Origin of the sequence: Bradyrhizobium guangzhouense, from assembly GCF_004114955.1 — a bacterium.
In the GTDB taxonomy this organism is placed as follows: Bacteria; Pseudomonadota; Alphaproteobacteria; order Rhizobiales; family Xanthobacteraceae; genus Bradyrhizobium; species Bradyrhizobium guangzhouense.
Genome location: NZ_CP030053.1, coordinates 4,135,693 through 4,151,832, shown reverse-complemented (window position 1 = coordinate 4,151,832; position 16,140 = coordinate 4,135,693). Strand labels below are relative to the sequence as shown.

15 protein-coding genes are annotated in these 16,140 nt (G+C 64.0%); 7 read left to right on the top strand and 8 right to left on the bottom strand.

Annotation, left to right across the window (positions count from 1 at the left end; all coding sequences use genetic code 11):
* Positions 1-159 precede the first annotated feature (159 nt).
* Entirely contained in the window at positions 160-1,929 is a 1,770-nt protein-coding gene (gene aspS / locus XH91_RS20050; protein WP_128952168.1) for an aspartate--tRNA ligase, read from the top strand.
* Between the two features lie 152 nt (positions 1,930-2,081).
* Here the strand turns inward: aspS and XH91_RS20045 are convergent, their stop codons facing one another.
* Positions 2,082-4,049, bottom strand: a complete 1,968-nt coding sequence (locus XH91_RS20045; RefSeq protein WP_128952167.1) for a hypothetical protein — start codon at positions 4,047-4,049, stop codon at positions 2,082-2,084.
* A 246-nt stretch (positions 4,050-4,295) separates the two neighbouring features.
* On the opposite strand from XH91_RS20045, the gene XH91_RS20040 reads away from it, so the two are divergent.
* Complete coding sequence (locus XH91_RS20040; protein WP_128952166.1) at positions 4,296-6,605, top strand: NADP-dependent malic enzyme; 2,310 nt, start codon at positions 4,296-4,298, stop codon at positions 6,603-6,605.
* A 291-nt stretch (positions 6,606-6,896) separates the two neighbouring features.
* On the top strand, positions 6,897-7,349 hold the full coding sequence (locus XH91_RS20035; RefSeq protein WP_128952165.1) for a DoxX family protein: 453 nt from the start codon (positions 6,897-6,899) through the stop codon (positions 7,347-7,349).
* 3 nt (positions 7,350-7,352) lie between these two features.
* Here XH91_RS20035 and XH91_RS20030 read toward each other — a convergent pair whose 3' ends face one another.
* The 4 genes from XH91_RS20030 to XH91_RS20015 all read right to left on the bottom strand — a co-directional run bounded on the left by XH91_RS20030 (position 7,353) and on the right by XH91_RS20015 (position 11,417).
* Positions 7,353-7,907 carry a dihydrofolate reductase family protein gene (locus XH91_RS20030; RefSeq protein WP_164934229.1) on the bottom strand — a complete coding sequence of 185 codons (555 nt, stop codon included), beginning with the start codon at positions 7,905-7,907 and terminating at the stop codon, positions 7,353-7,355.
* A 7-nt stretch (positions 7,908-7,914) separates the two neighbouring features.
* Positions 7,915-8,934 (bottom strand): polysaccharide deacetylase family protein, encoded by a 1,020-nt coding sequence (locus tag XH91_RS20025; protein ID WP_128952164.1) that lies wholly within the window; start codon positions 8,932-8,934, stop codon positions 7,915-7,917.
* A 163-nt stretch (positions 8,935-9,097) separates the two neighbouring features.
* Positions 9,098-9,667, bottom strand: coding sequence for a glutathione peroxidase (locus tag XH91_RS20020; protein ID WP_128952163.1), 570 nt, complete (start codon positions 9,665-9,667; stop codon positions 9,098-9,100).
* Between the two features lie 88 nt (positions 9,668-9,755).
* Positions 9,756-11,417, bottom strand: coding sequence for a L,D-transpeptidase (locus XH91_RS20015; protein WP_128952162.1), 1,662 nt, complete (start codon positions 11,415-11,417; stop codon positions 9,756-9,758).
* Positions 11,418-11,625: 208 nt separating this feature from the next.
* Here XH91_RS20015 and XH91_RS20010 point away from each other — a divergent pair, with 208 nt between their 5' ends.
* Positions 11,626-12,174 carry a CreA family protein gene (locus XH91_RS20010; RefSeq protein WP_128952161.1) on the top strand — a complete coding sequence of 183 codons (549 nt, stop codon included), beginning with the start codon at positions 11,626-11,628 and terminating at the stop codon, positions 12,172-12,174.
* A gap of 55 nt (positions 12,175-12,229) precedes the next feature.
* On the opposite strand, the gene XH91_RS20005 is transcribed toward XH91_RS20010, so the two are convergent.
* Entirely contained in the window at positions 12,230-12,445 is a 216-nt protein-coding gene (locus XH91_RS20005; protein WP_347338607.1) for a hypothetical protein, read from the bottom strand.
* 229 nt (positions 12,446-12,674) lie between these two features.
* Between XH91_RS20005 and XH91_RS20000 the strand changes: the two genes are divergently transcribed.
* Positions 12,675-13,010, top strand: a complete 336-nt coding sequence (locus XH91_RS20000) for a hypothetical protein (RefSeq protein ID WP_128952160.1) — start codon at positions 12,675-12,677, stop codon at positions 13,008-13,010.
* Between the two features lie 38 nt (positions 13,011-13,048).
* Entirely contained in the window at positions 13,049-13,414 is a 366-nt protein-coding gene (locus tag XH91_RS19995; RefSeq protein WP_128952159.1) for a hypothetical protein, read from the top strand.
* A 111-nt stretch (positions 13,415-13,525) separates the two neighbouring features.
* Here the strand turns inward: XH91_RS19995 and XH91_RS19990 are convergent, their stop codons facing one another.
* Together XH91_RS19990 and pdxR are read right to left on the bottom strand one after the other, a co-directional pair.
* A complete protein-coding gene (locus tag XH91_RS19990) occupies positions 13,526-13,783 on the bottom strand; it encodes a DUF6719 family protein (protein WP_128952158.1) in 258 nt (85 codons plus the stop codon).
* Between the two features lie 69 nt (positions 13,784-13,852).
* Positions 13,853-15,322, bottom strand: a complete 1,470-nt coding sequence (gene pdxR, locus XH91_RS19985) for a MocR-like pyridoxine biosynthesis transcription factor PdxR (protein ID WP_128952157.1) — start codon at positions 15,320-15,322, stop codon at positions 13,853-13,855.
* Between the two features lie 24 nt (positions 15,323-15,346).
* On the opposite strand from pdxR, the gene XH91_RS19980 reads away from it, so the two are divergent.
* Positions 15,347-16,135, top strand: coding sequence for a pyridoxamine 5'-phosphate oxidase family protein (locus tag XH91_RS19980; protein ID WP_430648523.1), 789 nt, complete (start codon positions 15,347-15,349; stop codon positions 16,133-16,135).
* Positions 16,136-16,140: the final 5 nt, after the last annotated feature.

The window sequence follows — 16,140 nt, the reverse complement described above, 5'->3', positions numbered from 1 at the left end:
CTTGGGCCCAAATGGTCCAAAAAGGGGCCTTCGGGGCCCAAAACAGAGCGTTCCCTCGGTTGCCGCCTTGGTCCTCCCGGGGTAAACCCTGCCGCAACGTCGGACCGGTCGTTTCAGGCCGTCCGATTCGTATCCTCCGACATTGATTTTGGGACGACCATGCATCGCTACCGGTCACATACATGCGGCGCGCTCCGCGAGAGCAACATCGGCGAGACCATCCGCCTCTCGGGCTGGGTCCATCGCGTTCGCGACCATGGCGGTGTGCTGTTCATTGACCTGCGCGACCATTATGGCCTGACCCAGTGCGTGGTCGACCCGGACTCGACGGCGTTCGCGCTGGCCGAAAAGCTGCGCTCGGAGTTCGTGGTGCGGATGGACGGCAAGGTCCGCCGGCGTCCGGCGGGCACGGACAACGACGATCTCGCCACCGGCAAGGTCGAGGTCTATGTCAGCGAGATCGAGGTGCTGGGACCTGCCGGCGACCTGCCGCTGCCGGTGTTCGGCGATCAGGACTATCCCGAGGATATCAGGCTGAAGTACCGCTTCCTCGATCTGCGCCGCGAGAAGCTGCACCAGAACATCATGACGCGCGGCGCGGTGGTCGACTCCCTGCGCAAGCGGATGAAGGAGCAGGGCTTCTTCGAATTCCAGACGCCGATCCTGACGGCCTCCTCGCCGGAGGGCGCGCGTGACTTCGTGGTGCCCTCGCGCATCCATCCCGGCAAGTTCTATGCGCTGCCGCAGGCCCCGCAGCAGTACAAGCAGCTGTTGATGATGTCGGGCTTCGACCGCTACTTCCAGATCGCGCCCTGCTTCCGCGACGAGGACCCGCGCGCCGATCGTCTGCCGGAGTTCTACCAGCTCGACGTCGAGATGAGCTTCGTCACCCAGGACGACGTGTTCGCCGCGATGGAGCCGGTCATCACCGGCGTGTTCGAGGAGTTCGCCAACGGCAAGCGTGTCACCAGAAACTGGCCGCGGATTCCGTTTGCCGAGGCACTGCGCAAATACGGTACCGACAAGCCGGACCTGCGCAACCCGATCGAGATGCAGGACGTGTCGGAGCACTTCCGCGGCTCCGGCTTCAAGGTGTTCGCGCGCATGCTCGAGGACCCGAAGAACCAGGTCTGGGCAATCCCTGGCAAGGGCGGCGGCAGCCGCGCCTTCTGCGACCGCATGAACTCGTGGGCGCAGGGCGAAGGCCAGCCCGGTCTCGGCTACATCATGTGGCGCGAGGGCGGTGAGGGCGCCGGTCCCCTCGCCAACAATATCGGCCCGGACCGCACGGCCGCGATCCGCGAACAGCTCCATCTCAAGGAGGGCGATGCCGCGTTCTTCGTGGCTGGAGACCCGGAGAAGTTCTGGAAGTTCGCCGGCATGGCGCGCACCAAGGTCGGTGAGGAATTGAACCTGATCGACAAGGATCAGTTCGCGTTCGCCTGGATCGTCGACTTCCCGATGTACGAGTATGACGAGGAGAACAAGAAGGTCGACTTCTCGCACAACCCGTTCTCGATGCCGCAAGGGGGCCTCGACGCGCTGAAGTCGCAGGATCCGCTGACCATCAAGGCCTTCCAGTACGACATCGCCTGCAACGGCTACGAGATGGCGTCGGGCGGCATCCGCAACCATGTGCCCGAGGCGATGGTGAAGGCATTCGAGATCGCCGGCTATGGCGAGCAGGAGGTCGTCGAGCGGTTCGGCGGCATGTATCGCGCGTTCCAGTACGGTGCACCGCCGCATGGCGGCATGGCCGCCGGCCTCGAGCGCATCGTCATGCTGCTGTGCGGCACCAACAATCTGCGCGAGATCTCGCTGTTCCCGATGAACCAGCAATACGCCGACCTCTTGATGGGAGCGCCGTCGGAAGCCACGACCAAGCAGCTCCGCGAGCTGCATGTGCGGGTGAACCTGCCGCAGAAGTGAGGTTGAGCCTCGTGCCCCGGACGCAGCGCAGCACGCAGTGATGCGCTGCTGAGCCGGGGCCCATCCTTCGGCGAACCGCGGCCGTCCTGGGTCCCGGCTCTGCGCGGCAGCGTTACACGCTGCAGCGCGTCCGGGACACGCCACCGCCCGTCTTACAGCCCCGTCGACGCCTCGATCTTGAATTGCGCCAGCGCGTTTCCAGGATCGGTTTGCAGGAGCTGCATGATCTGCATCAGCGGCGCCTTGGCGCGAGGCGTCAGCTTGATGACGAGCGTCTGGCCTGGGGTCTCGATGAAACCTGCGATCGCGTCCACCGCCGCGCCCGCTTCCGGATTGTCGGCGGCGATGTCCTCCCGATGTGCCCTAACGTTGTCGGCGAGCGCCTGGCGTGCGGCGTCGCGGCTGACGTTTTTGCTCCGTGCGTATTGCGTCGCTGCGGCCTCGACGCCGCCATTGTCGCGCAGCGAGAAGGCGAGCGAGCCTGCCTCGATCCTGGCTGCCTGGCCCATGAGCTGCGCGGGATCGGTCGAAAACACCTCGCGCGGGACGTTGCCGAGCGTGATGCCCAATTGCGCTCTTGCAATCCCTCCGATGTCGAGGGTCGCCGGCGCAAGCGCGAGGCTGTTGGACGCCTCGCGCCACTCGGCGCCGAGATCGAGGTCGATCGCGAGCTTGTCGATCCCACTGGCCATCAACGGAAGCTGCTTCGGATCGGATGGATCGGTCGGCGTGACGAATTTCGCAACCACATGCGCCTTGCTCGGGATCGAGCCGACCAGCTGCCCCCAGTCCAGGCTCATCGTGTCGATCGTGACCAGTTTCTTGGTGTTCTTGAAGGGTGCAACCACGCCCTTGATCTCCGCGCCTGCGAGCACGCCGAACAGCCCCAGCATCTGATCCGGCGAGGGCGGCCGCCCGGCGTTTTTCGTGAGGTCCGCGGCCCAGCGGATCAGGTTGGTGACGCTGAAGGACTTCAACGCGAACCGCTCCATCTTGAATTGACCCTGCGGCGCCGGTGCATCGAGGCCTTCCAGTGCGAAATCGCCTTCGGAATATGTGACGGCGTTGAGCTTGCCGGTCCCCTGCGGTGTATTCATCGACAAATCGGTTAATGTCACCTTGCCGACCCGCGCGCCCTCGTAGATGTTCGCGAGCTTCTCCATCAATTCGCGCATCCGCGCCGGATTCTGAGATGCAGACGGATCCTTTGGCAGAACAGCGAGCAGCTCTGCAGGACGAAACTTCGACGGCCGATACGCGATGTCCTCGACCAGGATGCGGCCGATTTTCGCGCCGATGCCGGCAGTCGACGTCATATCGTATGCGGTCGATATCCGTCGATAAACACGGCGATAGCTGTCGTCGTCAGTCTTTTCCGGATTGAGGGCGGCGATCACGACGTTTGCGTCGAAATCGTCGATCGTCGCGTCGGAGAATCCCGAGGTGACTTTATCCGGACGCGGCTGCTGCACATTGATGGTGACAAGAGCGCGCTCGACCTTTGCCGTTTCAATCTTGCCGTGATCGATGTTGCGGAACGTCAACCCCGAATACGTAATGTCGCCGGTTCCTCCTCCGGTGATGCCGGTCATGGCGGCGGTTATGGTTGGGATGCTTAGGGAGCCGGCGGTCATGGCTGCGAATTGCTCGAGCCCAAACCGATATGCGTCGATAATCGAGTCAGAGGCTGGCGCGCCCTGCATGCGGGCGGGCCCGGAATATCCGGTCAATGCGATCCGTGGGATCTTGTAAGTCAGCTTCATGCTCGCCGCACCTGCGGCTCCATCGATCGCCAACTCCGCGCCCTCGATTTCGACATTGTCGGCCGCGATGTGCGCCTCGTCGAGTTGGCGAACACCGACCGCCTTGAAGCTCGCAGCCTTGACGCCGGCCAGGGGAGGCCGTCCCGGCTCGACATCGATGTCCTCGATCGTCAGCGTCCGGCTCGGCAGATCGAACCCGATCTTGCCGTGGCTTGCCTTGCCGCCGCCTGAGCGCACCTGCTCGAACGCCGCCTCGATCTCGGCGGTGACGCGGTGCCGGACATAGAGGTTGAAGCCGAACCATCCGCCTGCGGCGAGCACGGCTGCGACGATCAGGCCGATCAGGATCCGCTTCATTACCAGCTCCAGTTGCTCGTTGTGCGCTGCGCAAGCTGCCATATTGAGGAAACATCGCAAGGTCCAGGGAAAGCCAGCGCTTTCAAATATTTGACGGCTGGCCCTGTTGATGGCGGCGCAATCGGATGTTGCCACCGGGCCTGCGGCCGTGCTTCATCCCGTTTCCACGACCCGGAAATACCATCCGCTTGGATGGCCGCTCCGGATGATGCATTTTGAGGCCGGTAACGCGAGGCAAGAGACCGCATGTCGTCCTATTCTGATGATCTCCACCAGGCGGCACTGGCCTATCATCGTCTGCCGCGCCCCGGAAAGCTCGAGATCCAGGCGAGCAAGCCGCTTGCCAACCAGCGCGACCTCGCGCTTGCCTATTCTCCGGGCGTTGCGGCCGCCTGCACCGAGATCGCCAAGAACCCGGCCGAGGCCGCCACGCTGACCACCCGCGCCAATCTGGTCGCCGTCGTCTCGAACGGCACCGCGGTGCTCGGCCTCGGCAATATCGGCCCGCTGGCCTCCAAGCCGGTGATGGAGGGCAAGGCGGTCCTGTTCAAGAAATTCGCCGGCATCGACGTGTTCGACATCGAAATCGCCGCCGACACCATCGACCGCGTGGTCGAGACCGTGGCTGCGCTCGAGCCGACCTTCGGCGGCATCAATCTGGAAGACATCCGGGGTCCGGAATGCTTCGAGATCGAGGCTCGGCTGAAGGAGCGCATGAAGATCCCGGTCTTTCATGACGACCAGCACGGCACCGCGATCATCGTCGCCGCCGCCATCACCAACGGGCTCAGGCTGAACGGCAAGAAGCTGTCGGACGTCAAGATCGTCGCGTCGGGGGCAGGGGCCGCGGCCATCGCGACGCTCAATCTGCTGGTGTCGATGGGCGCGCAGCGCAAGAACATCTGGGTCTGCGACATCGACGGCCTCGTGCATGAGGGCCGCAACACCTCGATGGACCGCTGGAAGGCGGTCTATGCGCAGAAGACCGACAAGCGCACGCTCGGCGACGTCATCGGCGGCGCCGACATCTTCATCGGCCTCTCGGCACCGGGCGTGCTCAAGCCCGAGATGGCCAAGGCGATGGGCGAGAAGCCTCTCATCATGGCGCTCGCCAATCCGACCCCTGAGATCATGCCGGAAGAAGCGCGAAAAGTGCGTCCCGACGCCATGATCTGCACCGGGCGCTCGGACTATCCGAACCAGGTCAACAACGTTCTCTGCTTCCCCTTCATCTTCCGCGGCGCACTCGATGTCGGCGCCAGCGCCATCAACGAGGAGATGAAGCACGCCGCCGTCGAGGCCATCGCGCAGCTCGCGCGCGAGGCGCCGTCCGATGCGGTGGCGCAGGGTTTTGATACCGGCGAGACGCAAGGCTTCGGTCCAGGCTCGCTGATCCCGAGCCCGTTTGATCCGCGTCTCATTCTGCGCATCGCGCCGGCGGTGGCGAAGGCGGCGATGGAGTCGGGCGTCGCAACGCGCCCCATCACCAATTTCGACGAATACACCGCGCTGCTCGAGCGCTTCGCCTTCCGCTCCGGCCTCGTCATGAAGCCGATGTTCGCCAAGGCCAAGACCCAGCCGGTGCGCGTGATCTACGCCGAGGGCGAGGACGAGCGCGTGCTGCGCGCCACGCAAGTCGTGCTGGAGGAGAAGCTGGCGACGCCGATCCTGGTCGGCCGCCCATCGGTGGTCGAGGCGCGCATCAAGCGCTTCGGCCTGTCGATCAAGGCGGGCAAGGATTTCGATCTCGTCAATCCCGAGGATGATCCGCGCTACCGCTCCTACGTGCAGTCCTATGTCGAGGTCGCCGGCCGCCGCGGCGTGACGCCGGATGCGGCGCGCACGGTGGTGCGTACCAACAACACCGTCATCGCCGCTCTCGCGGTGACGCGCGGCGAGGCGGATGCGATGCTGTGCGGCGTCGAGGGCCGCTATATGAGCCATCTGCGTCATGTCCGCGAGATCGTCGGCTTCTCGCCTGGCATCAGCGACTATGCGGCGCTGGCGCTGCTGATCACCAGCAAGGGCGCGTTCTTCATCGCCGACACGCAAGTGCGGCCCAATCCGAGCGCGGAAGAGCTGGCCGAGATCGCCTCGCTCGCCGCGGTCCACGTCCAGCGCTTCACCATCAAGCCGAAGATCGCCTTCGTCTCGCACTCCGATTTCGGCAGCTATGATACCGACTCCTCGCGCAAGATGCGCCGGGCAACGCAGCTGCTGAAGGAGAAGCATCCGGAGATCGAAGCCGACGGCGAGATGCAGGGCGACACGGCGCTCTCGGCCGCCGCCCGAAAAATGGTGCTGCCGCACTCCAAGCTGGAGGGCGAGGCCAACATCATGATCATGCCGAACCTGGATACCGCCAATGTCGCCTACCAGATGATCAAGTCGCTGGCGGATGCGCTGCCCGTCGGCCCGATCCTGATCGGCCCGGCGCGGACCGCCCACATCCTGACGCCCTCGGTCACGGCGCGCGGCATCCTCAATATGACGGCGGTCGCGGTGGTCGAAGCGCAGGAGCGCGCGGCCCGGCAACAGCCGACGTTGTTTACGTAGGGGCGGTCTATCTTCCCTCTCCCCTTGTGGGAGAGGGTGGCTCGCCGCGTAGCGGCGAGACGGGTGAGGGGTCTGTCTCCGCGTGTGAAGTTGCTTGTCGAATTCGCCGAGAGCTACCCCTCATCCGGCGCTTCGCGCCACCTTCTCGCACAGGGGGAGAAGGGGCACCGTGCCCATCTCACCACTTTTGAATAACTCGTACTTTTCCATTTCCCCGTTTGAAAACCGCAAGCGGACTCATCATAATCCTCGAGCGCGTCCCGTGCTCAGCGTTTTGCCAAGAGGCCGACCATGCCAGCGTTCGTGACTTTCGGGCGAATCCTGTTCGCCGTGCTGTTCATCTACACGGGCGCGACCAAGCTCATCGCCATCCAGGCGACGGCCGATTTCATTGCCGGCAAGATCGTGGTGCCCGATGCGATCGCGCCCTACGCCAAGCAGGTCGAGACTGCGACCGCGATGACGACGCCGCAACTGCTGGCGATTGCGATCGGCGGGCTCGAGATCATCGCAGGCCTGATGATCGCGCTGAATTTCGGCGCGCGGTTCTTCGCGATGCTGATGGTGATCTACATCGCCGTCTCGACCGTGCTGTTTTCCGATTTCTGGAACCAGACCGCGCCCGAGAACGCCGCGGTGGTGGTCGACGCGCTGAAGAATCTTTCGATCATCGGCGCGCTGTTCATGATCATGGGCTATGGCCGCGCCACGCGCTCGGCCGAGACGGCTTACGGGGACGTGTGAGCGCTAATCCAACCGTCGCCACGGCGTGACCGTCACCTCATGCACCGCGTCGAGCATGTAAGGCGTGCCCGGCGCGAGTCCATGTGACGCCAGCACCTCGTGCGCCGTCCGCCGCGGCACATCGACGAAGCAGCCTTCGCCGCCGGGCAGTCGCACATGGGGGGCTTCCGACAGCCAGAAGGTGTCGTAGCGGTCCATGAACATGTCGAACACGACGGGACCGCCGATGATTGCGACCCGCCCCGAGGCGACATCGGCAAACGCGCAGGCCTCCTCGAAGCTTGCATGTTCCGGATTCCACAGCGTCGCGTTCGGCATCTCGGGATCGACGGTGAGGGCCTTGATCTTGCGGGTCAGGATCAGGCGCTTGCGCTTGGGTGAGTTGGGCTGACCCTCGTGCGAGTTGCGGCCGTGCACGATCAGCGCCGCGCCATCGAGCGCCTGCTCGAAGAACAGCTTGTCGCCTTTGAACTTCAGGCTGTCGGGCATGACGTGGCTGGCGTCGGCAAGCATGCCGTCCGCCGAGACGATGACGTAGCCTTCGAAATGGAACGACAAATGACGACTATTCGGAAACGGTCGTCACCACGGAATTGACCGGGCGCGTGCTGACGGTCGGCAGCTTGACGTCCTTCATCAGCTCCTGGTCGTATTCGGGCAGCGAGGCGACCGGCGCCTTGGCACGCATCGCCACGATCTTGTAGCCGCCGGCCTTGAGGCGGTTCAGAAGCTCGGGCAGCGCTTCCGCCGTGTGCTTCTGGAAGTCGTGCATCAGGATGATGCCTTTGCCCTTGTTCTCGAGCTTCTTCATCACGGTCTCGATCACCTTCTCGGGCTTCGAGGCCTTGAAGTCGAAGGAGTCGATGTCGCAGGAGAAGATCGCCACATTGCGGTTGCCGAGATAGGTGACCATCTCCGGCGGGTGCTGCAGGGCCGGGAAGCGGAAGAACGCAGCCGGCGAGATGCCGCCGAGCGCCCATTTCACGGCGCTGATGCCCTTTTCGATCTCGTCCTTGCGCTGCGCCTCGCTCAGCTTCTTGTCGTTGAGATTGGCGTGCGACCAGGTGTGGGTGCCGATGGTGTGACCGGCTGCGTAAACCTGCTTCAGGAGCTCGGGCTCGTAGGTGGCATGCTTGCCGATCGAGAAGAAGATGCCGGTGGTGCACTGGTCGGCGAGCGCCTTCAGCACCGCAGGTGTGTTATGGGGCCAGGGGCCGTCGTCGAAGGTCAGGACGACCTCCTTGTCGCGCAGGAAGTCGAGCTCCTTGAAATGCTCGAAGCCGAAGCCGGGACCGCCTGTCGTGTCGATCTCCACGGTGCGGGCGACGCCCAGCGCGTTCGGATTGTTGCAGGCGGCGCGCGCCGGCTGCGGCGCCTGTTGCGGCGGGGGCGGGAAGGCGGCGCTCGGTTGCGCGGCAGCTGCCGTCGGGGCGGCGGCTGCTGGAGCTGCGGCCGCAGCCGGTGCTGCCGCGGGGGCGGCCTGGGTGGCGGCTACGGGTTTTGCAGCCGAGGTCTGCGACCATGCCGCGCCTGTCAGCGCAATGGACATCGCGCTTGCCAAAATCAGTTTTGCCGCCACACGCATGGTGTTGTCCTCGAGATTGATCCCGTTGTTCCGCCGTCGCTTTTCGCCTCCGGCAAAACCTTCCTGCCCCTAATCATCCTAGCCTAGATGGTGCTCCATCGCCATTGCAACGGCTGTTTGGCCCTTCGCCGCAATTGTGCCCAACCGCGTTGCCGCCGGCCCATCAACTATCGGCCAATGTCCGGGCTATCGCGGTTTTGACGCGCGTGTCGGCCGGCTCCACGGCTGACGGAAAGACTTCGGCGATGTAACCGTCGCGGCCGATCAGGTATTTGTGGAAGTTCCACTTCGGAACTTCCTTGGGCCGCGCCTCGGCCGCCCATTTGTAGAAGGGATGCGCCTTCGCCCCAGACACGACCGCCTTGGCCGTCATCGGAAAGGTAACGCCGTATTGGTGGTGCGCGGTCTCCGAGATCTCGCTGGCGCCTCCGGGCTCCTGGCTGCCGAAATCATTGGAGGGCACGCCGATCACGGTGAGGCCGCGCTGGCGAAACTCGCTCCAGATCTCCTGCAGCCCGGCATATTGTGGGGTGTAGCCGCACAGCGAGGCCGTATTGACGATGAGCAGCGGCTTACCGGTGAAGGCGGCGAGGCGGATGTCGTCACCGGACAGCGCGGGGAATGAGAAGGCGTAAGCCGAAATCCGACTCATCCCGGCATCGGCCCGCACGCGCGTGGCCGAATCGGCTGCTGCGAGGAGCGCAGCGGTGACGACTGTCCTACGGTTCAACATGGCGGTGTCCCCCGGATGTGATCCGGGATGGAGCTTACTCCGCCGTTGCGGCCGGCTCGCTCAATACCGCGTTATCGTGACGTCAGGCTCAGTAAAGGCGGACGATGAAGTCGGTGCCTTCGCCGGTCTCACCCTGGTTGATGCCCTGGTCGGAGACGATGACCGAGCCGCCCGACGTGAGCATCTCGTTGATCTTCGCCATGGCGTCGGCCGGGATCGTGATGCGATCCAGGGCCTCGGCCGGGCTATCGGGCGTCACCACGGGCTTTGCGGCAACAGGGATCACGGCGGCGCCACGCCGGTGCACGACACGGCCATCATCGTCGCGTGCCGCAGCACGGACGGAAACCGGCAGCGACACCACCGACCAGTGCAGCGCATTCGAATCGGACTTGTCGACCTCGGCCGTGAAGACATGGGTCCCGAGCGGCCGATCGCTCGCCGCGATCGTGACGGGCACGTCGAACAGCGGCGCGAAGTTCTGCCGCACATAGAGCTTGGAGTCCTTGCGGCTGATGAACACCGCAATCTGGCCGGTCCGCTTCGGCAGGTCCGGCTTTACGGAAGGCGCGGGATCGGCGATGCGGGTCTGGTCTTTCTTCGCATCGGGCAAAGCAGCTTGCGCGGGCGCTTCCGCCTTCGGCACCTCGACCTTCGCGGGTTCGGACTGTTCGGACTTGATGGTCTCGACCTTGTCGACCGGCTTCTCGTCTGACGTCGCCTTGGGAGCTTCCGCAGCCTCCGTGGGCTTTGCTTCGATGCTCGCCGCATCGGCGGGCTTGGCGGATTCGTCCGTCTTCGCAACTGTATCGGGCTGCTTGGCCGGTTCGGAAGCCTCGTCAGACTTGGTGTCGGTCTTGACCTCAGTCTCGACCTCAGTCTTGGCGGCTTCTTCGCGAACCGGCGCATTGCCGGTGGTCGCATCCGACATCACGGTGTGGCCGACCGTGGAGCGCAGCTCGAGCACGCCGTCGGCGCTGGCGGTCTTCGTTTCAACAGGCTTTGCGTCCGCGACCTTGGTGTCAGGCGCGCCCTTGTCCGCCTTGTCGCCGACGCTCGTCGTCGGCTGGAGGCTGGCTGCGGGCTGCGGCGGGACGCGCAGGGACGCGAGCATCGGATGCGAGAAGCTTTGCGGCGCCATCTGGCCCGGCGTGACGATCACGCGCGCGCCCATCTTGGTCCAGTTCCACATCTTCACCGCGAATGCCATCGGCATGCGGATGCAACCGTGCGAGGCCGGATAGCCCGGCAGCACGCCGGCATGCATGGCGACGCCGGACCAGGTGATCCGCTGCATGTACGGCATCGGCGCGCCGCTATAGATGTTGGAGTGGTGGAATTTGTGCTTCTGGATGACGCTGAACACACCCATCGGCGTCGCGTGGCCCTTCATGCCGGTCGACACCGGTGCTTCCGCGAAGACGCCGTTGGAGTCGTAGATCGTCACCTTCTGCCGCTCGATCGAGACCACGATGACGAGCGGACCTTGCGGTTTCGCGCCGGTCTCTTTCTCGACGACGGTCTCTTTCTTGTTCCTTGCGGCTGCCGCGCGGCGCTTCTGCGGCTTCAGTCGCGGCTCCTCGATGTACCGCGGCTGCCGTCCGTAGGCTCCGTCCGAGTAATCCGGATAATAGTAAAACGCTGCTTCCGCCTGGCTCGCCGTTCCGATCGCGCCCGCCGCCGCCAAAATCGCGACCTGCCACAGCCTGACAGGCGTGGCCGAAAAAGGGGACCCGTTCACGCTATTCATTCCTCGAATCCACAATCCAAATCAGACGTTAGTGTCGCAGAGGGGATACGCGTTCACCAGCACGGCGGTTCTGCCGTCCGCTACTTTTGTTCAAGACGTAACAAAAAAGCCTCACGGAGCGGTAAACGGCGGCCGCGCCCGCCTGCCGTCACCTTCCTGACGCGACTTTCCATGCCTACATTGCAGGGACTTTTTACCGGAGAACTTCATGTCATCTCGTTTCCCCGGTCTTTCCGGCATCCGCTTGAAAGGCCTCGCTTTATTCCTCCTGGCTGTGGTCTTGCCCGCGACGGGCGCGCAAGCCGCCGACGAGCCGGATCTCATCTTCCGCCGCTCGACGGTATTCAAGTGGATGAGCCCGAATGACAAGCTCGCGACCTACGGCCTCGACGACCCCGAGGTCGAGGGCGTGGCCTGTCATTTCACGGTGCCGGAGAGAGGGGGCTTCAAAGGCTGGCTGGGACTTGCCGAAGAGGTTTCGGACGTCTCGCTCGCCTGCCGCCAGATCGGGCCGATCAAGTTCAGGGAGAAGATGGAGCAGGGCGACGACATGTTCCGCAGGCGCCGCTCGCTCTTCTTCAAGAAGATGCAGATCGTGCGCGGCTGTGACGCCAAGCGCAATGTGCTGGTCTACATGGTCTATTCGGACAAGCTGATCGAGGGATCGCCGAAGAACTCGACCTCGACCGTGCCGATCATACCGTGGGGACCGGCCGACGCGAACGTCCAGAAGTGCGGCGACTTCTTCACTCAGTGACGCAATTGCGTTCACCCAGTGATGCACTTGCGTTCACTCAGTGACGCACTTGCGTTCAGTCAGTGATGTGATCGCGCTTCACGCGCGGTTTCACGAGGTGCGAGCCGCTCAGCCGCACGAACGCTTGGGGCGCGGCCTCGTAGCCGCGTCCTGATTGCAGCGCCATTGCGCCGGTCGAACCGGCGCGGACGCTGATCTCTCGATCGGCGCGGTCCGTAGGCTGCGCCGCGTCGCGCGCCGTTGCGCGATCTTGCGCCAACATGATGGCCATCCCTCAACTATGGGCCCTGATAATGACGGGCCGTTCGGTTTCGAAGGCTTCGGTCGCGTCCGATCGATTCTGGGTTCATCGGCGGGACTGGCCCTCGTTTGCCGACCTCTTCAGCAGAAAACCGTAAAATGCATGTGAAGCGCGGACGTCGCGGATATGACCGCCTTGCCTCGACTGACGCGAACGGTCGCTCTCATCCCGGTTCAAACCATCAAGCGCCCCATCTGAAATGATTGAAGTTTTCAGGCGATTGTTTCATCGCGTCGCGGGCGACGAAACAATTCTCACCGGGAACGAAACCATTTTGGGCTTTGGGCGCATCACGGGAGAAACCGCTGATGGTTATCAGGGTGACAACGACGACGGCGGCACCGCCGGCCACGCAATTCGGAGACATCCCATGCGCGCGCTCAGCTTCATCCTTGCTTTCGGTTTCGTGCTCGCCGGTTCCTCGCTCGCCGGAACACCCGACGGCAACCTGCCCGGCATCGGCACCTTCCAGTACAGCGGCTCGCCGATATCAACCACGGCGCCGCAGCCGATCGTTGTGGCGGCGCGCTTCTGACCCTCAAACAAGAAAAATCAGCCCGCAAAGGCGCCATCATGTACCTTCGTGTCTGCGCCGCGGCGTGTCTCTCCCTTCTGACCATCAGCTCCGTTCAGGCGCAGGTACGCTCACCAAGCCGCTTGCCCGATCCGCGCACCGAGTTCGTGAGACAATGTGCGCCGCGCATGCTCGGGCGCTGGGAACATCCGGAAGAGGTTTGCGGCTGCCTGCATGATCATGCCGCAGCCGTCGTCGAGGATCGCGACCTGCGCGAGGCGCTGCTGCGCGGCATCAGCGAAACAGGGGTTCCCACGATCGAGACCGATTGGGTGCCGGCGGCGAAGCAAGGCGAGATCGGCGCGACCTTCACCAAGATCGCCAAGCCGACCTTGCAGTGCATGTTCGACCCGGCGAAGTCTTAAGGGTTTATTGTTTGAGCATGATCTCCGCGCAAACGCGCTCCGCTGATGTCGCGTCGGAAAACCGCTTCACTCTTTGCGCTAACGCGGCCCCTCGGATCCGGATCATGCTCGTCACCTCGACTTCGGACCGAACCGCGGCACGCAGGATGCCGTTCGCGCCACGCCCTTGTCCGTCATCTTCGAGCCGCGCACTTCCTTGACCTGTCCTGCCGGACAGGTTCCGTCATCCACCTGCACGCGCTGGCCGAGCTTGAGATCAACGATATCCTGCTCACGCCCAACCGTGGTCGCGTTTGCCGCCGAAGCAAGCGCGGAGAAGATCAGGAGCAGAAGACCGGCTGCGCGGCCGAGTGAGGCGACAGGTGACATGATGAGAGAATCCCGGAATCGATTTTGCCACGTTAAGCGGCAGCCTTCGACTTTGATAGTGAACCTTCGTCAGGCCCGCCGGGCCTGACGGCCCTTGGCGCGCAATCTGGCGCGCGATTCCTTTGCAAGTCGTTCCGCGGCGGCTACGAGCTGTGGAACCGCGTGCCCCGAAAATCCCAGCACGAAACCGGGCAGGGGCCGTACCCGCGCATAGGTGTCGGCGAGCAGCCAGCCTTCCGCGTCTGCCGCCTGCTTCGCCTCAGCCGCGACCGCGGAGGCAACCGATGGATCGAACCGTGCCACGAGGTGCAGGCCTTGTGACGGCACCGGGACCGACAGCGCGCCATCGGATGCGGCTTCGAGCGTTTCGGCCAGCGCATCGCGCGCCTCACGATAGAGCTTTCGCACCCGCTTCAGGTTCGCCGCGAATGCGCCGGAATTGAGCATGTCGGCGACCGCGCCTTCCATCAGCGTCGCAGGGAAGCGATCGAGTGCGGCGCGCGCGGCCGTGACGTCGCCGATCAGGCGTTCGGGGAGGGCGCAATAGCCGATGCGCAAGCCTGGAAACAGAGTCTTGGCGAAGGTGCCCATGTAGATCACGCGCTGCAGATGGTCGATGCCGGCGAGCGACATCAATGGCGCGCCGTCATAGCGGAACTCGCTGTCGTAATCGTCCTCGAATACAAAGGCGCCGGCCTGCTTCGCCCAGTCCAGCAGCTCGAGCCGGCGCGGCATCGACATCTGCACGCCCAGCGGAAACTGATGCGACGGTGTGACATAGGCCGCGCGTGCGTGTGGTGCGGCGGTGCGGCCCTTCGCGACTTGCAGGCCCTGCGCGTCAACGGGAACGGGGATCGTGCGGTAACCGCATTGTGTGATCGCCTTACGCGCAGTGGGATAGCCGGGATCCTCGCACCAGACTTGATCGCTCGGTTTCAAGAGAGCGCCCAGCACGATGCGCAGCGTATGCAACGTGCCTGACGTGAGCATGATCTGGTCGGGATCGCAGCGCAAGCCTCGCGCCGACAGCAGATGATCGGCGATCGCGACGCGCAGCTCACGGCTGCCGCGCGGGTCGCCATAATGCAGGTGCTCGCCACCAAAGGCGCGCATCCGCCGGCCGACGAAGGCACGAAAGCGTTGCACCGCGCGCTCGTCGATATGGGTGCAGCCAAGCGAGAGTGCGCCTTGTTTCGGCGTCTCGACGATCACTTTCGGTTTCTTGGTGGCGGCGGCGCGCGCCGGTATGCGCGCGGCCACGAACGTGCCGGAGCCGACGGTTGCTTGCGCAAATCCGTCGGCAATCAGGCGCTCGTAAGCTGTGACCACCGCGTTGCGCCGAAAGCCGGTCTGCCCGGCCAGCGTGCGCGATGGCGGCAGCGGCTCGCCTGGCATGACGAGGCCAGAAACGATCATCTCGCACAGCGCCTGGTACAACCGGTGCGCCGAGGAGGCACCGGCGGTGATGTGCGGCCCGGTGAGATCGAGCGGCAGCTCGGCCTTCGCCGAGGAGAGTGAATTGGTCGGAATTTTTTGCATGGAATTGGCACTATCGCAGACCAAATGCGACGCTACAACTGGCCTGGAAGTGTTGAAGACACGACAGGAGCGGCCGTGAGCCAGACCGAAAGCCAAAAGTCCTATCAAGAATCCTATCCGACATCAGTGCGCAACCAGGTGAAGCGCCGGCACGACCGCGGCTTCTACGATCACGCTATCGTTCACCGCATCCTGGATTCCTCGATGCTGTGCCACGTCTCCTACGTGATCGACGGTCAGCCCTATTGCACGCCGACTTTCTTCTGGCGCGAGGGGACCAAGCTCTATTGGCACGGCTCGAGCGCCAGCCGCATGCTGCGCAACCAGGCCAGGGGCGAGCGGGTTTGCCTGACGGTCGCCCATCTCGACAGCCTCGTGCTGGCGCGCTGTGGCTTCAACCACTCTGCCGACTACCGCGCGGTGATGGCGTTCGGCACCGCCTATCTCGTCACCGATCCCGCGGAGAAGGAGCGCGCCGTGGTCGCGATGGTCGACCGCTTCTTCCCGGATCGCACCGCGAGCCTGCGCGCCAGCAACTTCCAGGAGATCAAGGCGACCTCATTCATCGCGATGGAGATCGAGGAGGCCTCCGCGAAAGTCCGCGCCAAAGGTGTCGCCGACGACGATGAGGACTACGAATTGCCCATTTATGCCGAGCGCATTCCGGTCCGAACCGTTCTCGGCGCGCCGGAGCCGTGCCCGCGGTTGCTCGATGGTGTGAGCCGGCCCGCGACATTAAATGGCTATTCCGAAGGCCGCCTGCTCGAAGATGCATTGCGGGATGCATATTTTGTGGAGTACCCGAACGGCTGAAATCG

Coding starts and splice junctions, on each gene's coding strand:
- XH91_RS20015 (WP_128952162.1), bottom strand. CDS start 11,417: ATGAATAGCGTGAACGGGTCCCCTTTTTCGGCCACGCCTGTCAGGCTG.
- XH91_RS19980 (WP_430648523.1), top strand. CDS start 15,347: ATGCGACGCTACAACTGGCCTGGAAGTGTTGAAGACACGACAGGAGCG.
- XH91_RS20045 (WP_128952167.1), bottom strand. CDS start 4,049: ATGAAGCGGATCCTGATCGGCCTGATCGTCGCAGCCGTGCTCGCCGCA.
- XH91_RS20005 (WP_347338607.1), bottom strand. CDS start 12,445: ATGGCCATCATGTTGGCGCAAGATCGCGCAACGGCGCGCGACGCGGCG.
- XH91_RS19995 (WP_128952159.1), top strand. CDS start 13,049: ATGTACCTTCGTGTCTGCGCCGCGGCGTGTCTCTCCCTTCTGACCATC.
- aspS (WP_128952168.1), top strand. CDS start 160: ATGCATCGCTACCGGTCACATACATGCGGCGCGCTCCGCGAGAGCAAC.
- XH91_RS20025 (WP_128952164.1), bottom strand. CDS start 8,934: ATGCGTGTGGCGGCAAAACTGATTTTGGCAAGCGCGATGTCCATTGCG.
- XH91_RS20020 (WP_128952163.1), bottom strand. CDS start 9,667: ATGTTGAACCGTAGGACAGTCGTCACCGCTGCGCTCCTCGCAGCAGCC.
- XH91_RS20010 (WP_128952161.1), top strand. CDS start 11,626: ATGTCATCTCGTTTCCCCGGTCTTTCCGGCATCCGCTTGAAAGGCCTC.
- XH91_RS20035 (WP_128952165.1), top strand. CDS start 6,897: ATGCCAGCGTTCGTGACTTTCGGGCGAATCCTGTTCGCCGTGCTGTTC.
- XH91_RS19990 (WP_128952158.1), bottom strand. CDS start 13,783: ATGTCACCTGTCGCCTCACTCGGCCGCGCAGCCGGTCTTCTGCTCCTG.
- pdxR (WP_128952157.1), bottom strand. CDS start 15,322: ATGCAAAAAATTCCGACCAATTCACTCTCCTCGGCGAAGGCCGAGCTG.
- XH91_RS20040 (WP_128952166.1), top strand. CDS start 4,296: ATGTCGTCCTATTCTGATGATCTCCACCAGGCGGCACTGGCCTATCAT.
- XH91_RS20000 (WP_128952160.1), top strand. CDS start 12,675: ATGATTGAAGTTTTCAGGCGATTGTTTCATCGCGTCGCGGGCGACGAA.